Origin of the sequence: Nocardia sp. MH4 (genome assembly GCF_019266065.1) — a bacterium.
GTDB classification, from domain to species: Bacteria; Actinomycetota; Actinomycetes; order Mycobacteriales; family Mycobacteriaceae; genus Nocardia; species Nocardia canadensis.
In genome coordinates this window covers 1-6992 of sequence record NZ_LPNR01000014.1, presented here as the reverse complement: position 1 = coordinate 6992, position 6992 = coordinate 1, and the positions used below count along the sequence as shown (strand labels likewise).

Below are 6992 nucleotides of genomic sequence, written 5' to 3'. Positions count from 1 at the left end.
GGCGCGGGGGCAGCGCGGCGGGGCCGCCCTGTGGCCGCGGGCCGCCGCCGACGGGGCGTCCGGCCGAGGAATTCCCCGGGCCCGAAGGGCGCTGTCCGCCAGGCGCAGTGCCGAGGCCGTCGCCCGGTTGCCCGGACGGCTGCTGACCACCGGGTGCGTTCGCCGGGCGTTCGGACGGCGAACGTCCGCCGGGTGCGTTCGTATGTCGCTCGGTCGACTGGTCGCCGGCGCCGGCAGCGCCCGGCAGCTCGCCACGGCGGATGACAACCGTCTCCGCGTTGCCGGGGGGAACGGTCGGCCTGCCCGGTTCGGTCACCGCTTCGGGGGTCGACTTGGGCGCGCCGGTCGACGGCGCGGTGTTCGACGAATCGGCGCCGCGCTGGGCGGTCGCGCCGGGGTCGGCAGATTCGGCTGCCGCGTTGTTCTCGTCGGTCGGGTCGGACACCTAGTACCCCTCGCTCAGGCTCGAACGTTCCACTCGCGCCACAGCCTAGTGCGCGCCGCGCCGAGGGGTTCGCCGATCGCCTCGCGGCGGGCCGGGCGACGACGTGACGGGCCTCGGTGCACAATGAACCCATGACCTCCTTCGGTGACCTGCTCGGACCGCAGCCGGTCCTCCTTCCGGAATTGATCGACGCCGAGGACGCCATCGCGGCGGGCACCGATCCCGTCCAGGTCGCCGCCGATCATCCGGCCGCGTCGATCGCGTGGGCGCAGCTGGCCGAGGCGTCGCTCGAGCGCGCGGGCGACGAGGTCAACCACGACACCGTCGCCGCCTACGCCTTCGCCCGCACCGGTTACCACCGCGGCCTCGACCTGCTGCGCCGCAACGGCTGGAAGGGCTTCGGCCCCGTCCCGTGGAATCACGAACCGAACCAGGGTTTCCTGCGCAGCGTCGGCGCGCTGGCCAGGGCGGCCAAGACCATCGGTGAGACCGAGGAATACGCACGCTGCCTGGATCTGCTCGAGGACTGCGATCCGCACGCGGCAGCCGAACTCGGCCTGGACTGAGCCCGCGGCCGGATCCGAGTCGTAGGTGAGCGATCCCCATCCCGTCGTCGCCGCGGCCAGCCCGGTCGTCGCCGCCGCCAAGGACAGCACCGTCGATCGCGTGAAGGCGTCGGCGGTGCGCCTGCGGCTGTCGATGATCCCGATCATCCAGTGTTCACTGGGTGCGGCACTGGCGTGGTTCATCGCGCACAACGTCATCGGGCACCCCGACCCGTTCTTCGCGCCGACCGCGGCGATCGTCTCGATCGGCATCTCCTTCGGCGCCCGGATCCGCCGGTCGGTGGAGCTGGTGGTCGGCGTCGCCGTCGGCATCGGCATCGGTGACCTGTTCATCGCGCAGGTCGGCACCGGGGTCTGGCAGGTGGGCCTGGTGGTCGCCGCCGCGATGGCGTGCTCGGTGTTCCTCGACGGCGGCTCGATCATCACCATCCAGGCGGCGGGTTCGGCCGTGTTGGTCTCGACGCTGAGTCAGTCGTCCGGGGCCGGGCCGAGCCGGATGATCGACGCACTGGTCGGTGGCCTGGTCGGGGTGCTCATGGTCGGGCTGATCCCGTTGCACCCGGTGCGCCGCGCCCGCGAGCACGCGGCCGACGTGCTGTCGGTGATGAGCAAGTCGATGATCACCTGCGCCGACGGCCTGCTCGAACAGAACTCGGAGAAGGTGCACGAGGCCCTCTCGGCGGTGCGCGCCACCCAGAAGCAGATCGACGCCCTGCGCTCGGCGCTGGAGGGCGGCCGCGAGGTCAGCCGGATCTCGCCGCTGTACTGGAACTCCCGCAAACGCCTCGCGCGCATCCATTCGGCGGCCGATCCGCTCGACAACGCCGTCCGCAACACCCGTGTGCTGCTGCGCCGTTCCCTGACTCTGGTCCGCGACGACGAGGTGCTCGATCCGCGCCTGATCGACCTGGTCGATCAGCTGGGCCATGCCACCGATGTGGTCCGCAAGATGATGCTGGCCGACCCGGGCGAGCAGCCCGATCAGGCCGAGGCCACCCGCGCGCTGCGCAGCGTCGCCAAGAAGGCCCGCCCCGAACTCGTTGCCGGTGCCGGTCTTTCGGCGCATGTGGTGTTCGCGCAGATCCGGTCGATCGTGGTGGATCTGATGGTCGTGTGCGGGATGCAGCGCATCTCGGCGATGGCGCTGCTCCCGCCCACCGTGCCCAATCCGTATGTGACGCCCGAGGAGTGACGGCTCAGTCGCCGACGGGGGAGACCCTGGGGCGGCCGGGCCGCAGCGAGAATCGCTTGCGGTCGAAGTCCCACACCCGGTAGATCGGCCACTGCGAGGTGTGCATCACCCAGGCCCCGGTGATCACGGCGCGGTGGAAGCCCACCACGTTGTAGCCCTGGTTGGCGATGGTCTCCAGGCCGCGCAACTGGTATTTCCACCAGATGCTCGGCGGCGTCTGGCGGCGACGCGCCGAGATCTCCGCGCGCAGCCGCGGCAGCTGGTCGATGCGCAGTTTCGCCTTGGTCAGGCAGAGCGCGAGGTCGAGGTCTTCGTGCAGGTCACGACGGGTGGTGGTGGCCTCGCGCACCTGCTCCCACGCGGTCCGCCGGATCGCCATATTGGCGCCGTGTACGTTGCCGACCGGCTGGTGTTTGATCAGGCCGAGGCGCTCCTGGCCGCCGATCGCGGCGGCGAGGAAGAAGCCGATCGGGGAGTCGTGGTAGGTGCTGATGCCGGTCACCGCCATGGTGTCCGGATGCGCGTCGAGGTGGGCGCGCACGGTGGCGCCCCAGTCGGGTCCGACGAGGGTGTCGGCGTCGATGCGGCCGAGGTAGTCGCCGCGCGCCTTGTCGAAGCCGGTATTGCGGGCATGGGCGACGCCGGGATTCGGCTCGTCGATCAGTTCGATCTTCGGATGTCGGGCGGCGAGCTCGGCGACGATCTCCCGGGTGCGATCGGTGCTGCCGTTGTCGACGACGATGATCTCGTCGATGGCGTCCTGGCCGACCAGCCGGTCTAGGCAGGCGGCGATGACCGAGGCTTCGTCGAGCGCCGGGATGACGACAGAGAGAACTACGGGCGGTTCGGTGGTGCCCATACGAGTTTCCGTTCCTGAGTCGAGGCTGACCCGCGACAGGCTATCAACGCCAGAACCGGGTCATGTGGCTACCGTAGGCAGCCCACCCGTCAGGTACCCCGGAAAGTTCGAACAAAGCGTAAACAGCGTCGAAAAACACCTGGCTCAATGGTGTGAAGAAGATGACAGCGAAAAGAACGAGCATTCCGTAGGGCTTGATCTGGTCGAGCGACCGGCGCGTCTCGTAACTCAGCGAGGGCTCGATGATCCCGAACCCGTCCAGGCCCGGCACCGGCAGGATGTTCAGCAGGAACGCGGTGATCTGCAGGAACGCCAGAAAACTGAGCCCGCACCAGAACGCGGCGTGCTCCTGCATCGTCCCGAACGCGCGCACCACCACCAGCAGCACCACCGCGCACAGCAGATTGGACGCCGGACCGACCGCGCTGACCAGCCGCTGCACCCCGGACCGGAATCGCGTGGTGTCGACATACACGGCGCCACCGGGCAATCCGATACCGCCGAGCGCGATGAAAATCAGCGGTAATCCGATCGACAGCACCGGGTGGCTGTATTTCAGCGGATTCAGGGTGAGATATCCCCGCACTTCCACTTCATGATCACCGGCCCGCCACGCGACATAGGCGTGCGCGAACTCGTGCAGACACAGGCTGATGATCCAGCCGAACACCACGAGCACGAACACGCCGACCTTGGCGCGCACCGACTCGATGTCGGCGTCCCAGGCCAGCGCGCCGCCGAGCACGGTGATCAGCACGATGAGCAGGAAGACCGGGCTGGGGCGGACGGCACTGTGGCCTGCCCGCCTGCCGGTGGGGAAGGAGGAGGTCATCGCACCAGGAGCCAGGGTTGTTCGAAACGATAGAAGGTCGAGCGGGGCACCTTGCGGTCGGTGGTGATCCCGTCGCGGGTGACGATCGCGCCCGGCGTGCCGAGCTGCGCGGCGCGGCCGGCGACCCAGGGGCGCTTGCGCAAACCCTTGCGGACCCTGGCGCGGACGCCGGGCATCGTCATGGTCGGTGAGATCAGCATCGTGGTCACCGTGCCGGTGAACAGCAGGGTGTCGTCGACGTAGGCCTCGCCCTCGAGCTTGGCGCCGTCGACGCCGGTGATGCTGGCCCGGCCGACGAGTACGGTGCCGGTGTCGTCGCGGATCAGCGGCGTCTCGATCGCCCGGCCCTCGAGCGCGATCTTGGCGGCGGCGTTGCCGGTGGCGGTCTGATAGACCCGCGAGGCATAGGTCGTCTCGGTCGGCACGAAACCGACCTCGACGTGCAGGCGTTCGGTGCGCATCAGATGGGTGAGCACGGTGGCCAGGGCGGCGTCGGAGCCGAGCACGATCAGGCGCGGCAGGCTGTCGGCGGCCAGCACCGGCAGCAGTTCGTCGATCACGCCGGTGTCGGGCTGTGGCCCGGTCTGCGTGGTCGGCTGCGAGGCCAGCGCGATCGGGACCGGCATGTCACCACATCGGAGAACGTGGGTACTCAAACTGCGGTACACCCTCCTCGGTCGGGTCGACGGTTTGTCGCCCTCGAACACGGCAAACCCCCTGCCGGCAAGTAACCGTAACCGATCGTGGCACCCGCAGCGGTCCGGGGTCGGCGTGCTCGGACAGGGCAGGTCGGAGGGTCCTGATCAGGGGTCGGCTAGACTGTGTCTCCGGCCACCGCCTCAATTCGGCAGGTAGCTGCAGTACACCGTGTGCTGCCGTCGATCTGTAGGAGACGCGAAATGCCGGCAATCGTCCTCATCGGCGCCCAGTGGGGCGACGAGGGTAAGGGCAAAGCTACCGATCTGCTCGGTGAGCGGTTGCAGTGGGTCGTTCGTTACCAGGGCGGCAACAACGCAGGCCACACGGTCGTGCTTCCCAACGGCGACAAGTTCGCCCTGCACCTGATCCCGTCCGGCATCCTCACCCCCGGCGTGAAGAACGTCATCGGCAACGGCGTCGTGGTCGATCCCGGCGTGCTGCTCGACGAGCTCGCCGGGCTGGAAGAGCGCGGCGTCGACACCTCCGGCCTGCTGCTCTCGGCCGACGCGCACCTGATCATGCCGTACCACGTGGCGATCGATAAGGTCGCCGAGCGCTTCCTCGGCAGCCGCAAGATCGGCACCACCGGCCGCGGCATCGGTCCCTGCTACCAGGACAAGGTCGCCCGCGTCGGCGTCCGCGTCGCCGATGTGCTCGACGAGAAGATCCTCACCCAGAAGGTCGAGGCCGCCCTGGAATTCAAGAACCAGGTGCTGGTGAAGATCTACAACCGCCGCGCGCTGGACCCGCAGCAGGTGGTGGACGAGGTGCTCGAACAGGCCGAGTCGTTCAAACACCGCATCTCCGACACCCGGCTCGAGCTGAACCTGGCGCTCGAGCGCGGCGACACGATCCTGCTGGAGGGTTCGCAGGGCACTCTGCTCGACGTCGACCACGGCACCTACCCGTTCGTCACCTCGTCGAACCCGACCTCGGGCGGCGCGGCGGTCGGTTCCGGCATCGGCCCGAACAAGATCGACACGGTGCTCGGCATCCTCAAGTGCTACACCACCCGCGTCGGCTCCGGCCCGTTCCCGACCGAGCTGTTCGACAACTTCGGTGAGTTCCTGGCCAAGAACGGCGGCGAGGTGGGCGTCACCACCGGCCGGGCCCGTCGCTGTGGCTGGTTCGACGCGGTCATCAGCCGCTACGCCACCCGCGTCAACGGCATCACCGACTACTTCCTCACCAAGCTCGACGTGCTGTCGGGTCTGGACACCGTGCCGATCTGCGTCGCCTACGAGATCGACGGCGAGCGGGTCGAGCAGATGCCGACCACCCAGACCGAGTTCCATCACGCGAAGCCGATCTACGAGGAGATGCCCGGCTGGTGGGAGGACATCTCGCAGGCTCGCACCTTCGAGGAGCTGCCTGCCAACGCGCAGGCGTACGTGCTGCGGCTGGAAGAGCTTTCGGGCGCGCGGATCTCGTGCATCGGTGTGGGCCCCGGCCGCGATCAGACGATCGTGCGCCACGACGTGCTGGGGTGAGCTGAGCGCTGACACGCGTGAGTGATGTCGACTCGCTATCGATTTGACAGCATCCGCTCGGCTACCGCTATCGTCGCTGCGCGGTACGCGGGGACGTGCCGCATGGTGTCGAGTGTGTGAGTGGGTGTTCGGCGTGATCCGTCGGTCCGATGATGTGAACTATTCGACGGCGCGGCGAGTCGCCCGTCCGCTCGTCGGCGTGCTGCCGATGGCGCTGGCCGTGGCCTGCGCCGGCGTCGCGATCGCGGTGCCGCAGCCGGGGATCAACCCGGAGCAGCCGGGCGTGAACACGCCGGCGCCCGCCGACGAGGGCCGGTCCGATCTGGCGACGTTCGACGCTCCCGACACGCTGGAGCGTCTCGCGCCCGAACGTCCGGAATCGCGCCCGGTGCCCGAATACACCGCTCCGCCCCCGCCGATCGTCATCGAGGAGCTGCACCTCCCCGAGCCCGTCGAGCCGGTCGCGCCCATCGCCCCGCCTCCGCGCACGCTGCGCGTCGGTGACTTCACCAGCCCGGTACCCGACGAGGTCCCGGGCGAGGTCCTCGACGGCGTGAACAACTCCGCCGCCGACGTCGAGGCCGCCATCGCGACCCAGGGCCGCTCGATCGGCATCAACCCCAGCCGCTCGGACAAGATCGCCGCCGCGACGGTCGGCGGCGCACTGGCCGGTGCCGCCATCGTCGGTGCCCCGGCGGCGGCCGTCGGCGCCGTCGGTGGTGGGCTCATCGGCGCGGGCATCGGTGCCGGTGTCGGCTTCGCGGTCGGTGCGGCCGGTACCGCGGGCGCGACCGCGATCCTCGCCGGCGCTTCGGCTATTCCTACGGCGGGTGTCGGTGCGCTGGGCACCATCGGCGCCGGTTTCGCCGCGGCGTGGCCGATCGCCGCGGCGACGACCGGTGCCGGCGC

7 protein-coding genes and 1 pseudogene are annotated in these 6992 nt (G+C 69.4%); 4 read left to right on the top strand and 4 right to left on the bottom strand.

Translation table 11 applies throughout. The features are described from left to right. Positions 1–445, bottom strand: a pseudogene (locus ATM97_RS00255) (hypothetical protein); the annotation flags it as partial. A gap of 131 nt (positions 446–576) precedes the next feature. Between ATM97_RS00255 and ATM97_RS00250 the strand changes: the two are divergent. Both ATM97_RS00250 and ATM97_RS00245 read left to right on the top strand, forming a co-directional pair. Further along, entirely contained in the window at positions 577–1011 is a 435-nt protein-coding gene (locus tag ATM97_RS00250; protein ID WP_218715869.1) for a DUF3151 domain-containing protein, read from the top strand. Between the two features lie 25 nt (positions 1012–1036). Then, entirely contained in the window at positions 1037–2203 is a 1167-nt protein-coding gene (locus ATM97_RS00245; protein ID WP_218715868.1) for an aromatic acid exporter family protein, read from the top strand. Positions 2204–2207: 4 nt separating this feature from the next. Here the strand turns inward: ATM97_RS00245 and ATM97_RS00240 are convergent, their stop codons facing one another. The 3 genes from ATM97_RS00240 to ATM97_RS00230 are packed head-to-tail and all read right to left on the bottom strand — an operon-like array spanning position 2208 to position 4520. Further along, on the bottom strand, positions 2208–3062 hold the full coding sequence (locus tag ATM97_RS00240; protein ID WP_218715867.1) for a glycosyltransferase family 2 protein: 855 nt from the start codon (positions 3060–3062) through the stop codon (positions 2208–2210). A gap of 43 nt (positions 3063–3105) precedes the next feature. Beyond that, positions 3106–3894: a site-2 protease family protein gene (locus ATM97_RS00235; RefSeq protein WP_218715866.1), complete on the bottom strand. Its 789-nt coding sequence runs from the start codon at positions 3892–3894 to the stop codon at positions 3106–3108. Continuing rightward, positions 3891–4520: a hypothetical protein gene (locus ATM97_RS00230; RefSeq protein WP_218715865.1), complete on the bottom strand. Its 630-nt coding sequence runs from the start codon at positions 4518–4520 to the stop codon at positions 3891–3893. Before ATM97_RS00230 ends, ATM97_RS00235 begins: the two co-directional genes overlap by 4 nt. A 273-nt stretch (positions 4521–4793) precedes the next feature. Here ATM97_RS00230 and ATM97_RS00225 point away from each other — a divergent pair, with 273 nt between their 5' ends. Then, positions 4794–6083, top strand: coding sequence for an adenylosuccinate synthase (locus ATM97_RS00225; protein WP_218715864.1), 1290 nt, complete (start codon positions 4794–4796; stop codon positions 6081–6083). Positions 6084–6216: 133 nt separating this feature from the next. Beyond that, positions 6217–6992 (top strand): hypothetical protein (locus tag ATM97_RS00220; RefSeq protein ID WP_218715863.1); only part of this gene is annotated, 776 nt, incomplete at its 3' end.

Bases quoted from the DNA above. Each gene is read 5' to 3' on its own strand.
- ATM97_RS00250 (WP_218715869.1), top strand. From the start codon at position 577: ATGACCTCCTTCGGTGACCTGCTCGGACCGCAGCCGGTCCTCCTTCCG.
- ATM97_RS00240 (WP_218715867.1), bottom strand. From the start codon at position 3,062: ATGGGCACCACCGAACCGCCCGTAGTTCTCTCTGTCGTCATCCCGGCG.
- ATM97_RS00235 (WP_218715866.1), bottom strand. From the start codon at position 3,894: ATGACCTCCTCCTTCCCCACCGGCAGGCGGGCAGGCCACAGTGCCGTC.
- ATM97_RS00230 (WP_218715865.1), bottom strand. From the start codon at position 4,520: ATGCCGGTCCCGATCGCGCTGGCCTCGCAGCCGACCACGCAGACCGGG.
- ATM97_RS00225 (WP_218715864.1), top strand. From the start codon at position 4,794: ATGCCGGCAATCGTCCTCATCGGCGCCCAGTGGGGCGACGAGGGTAAG.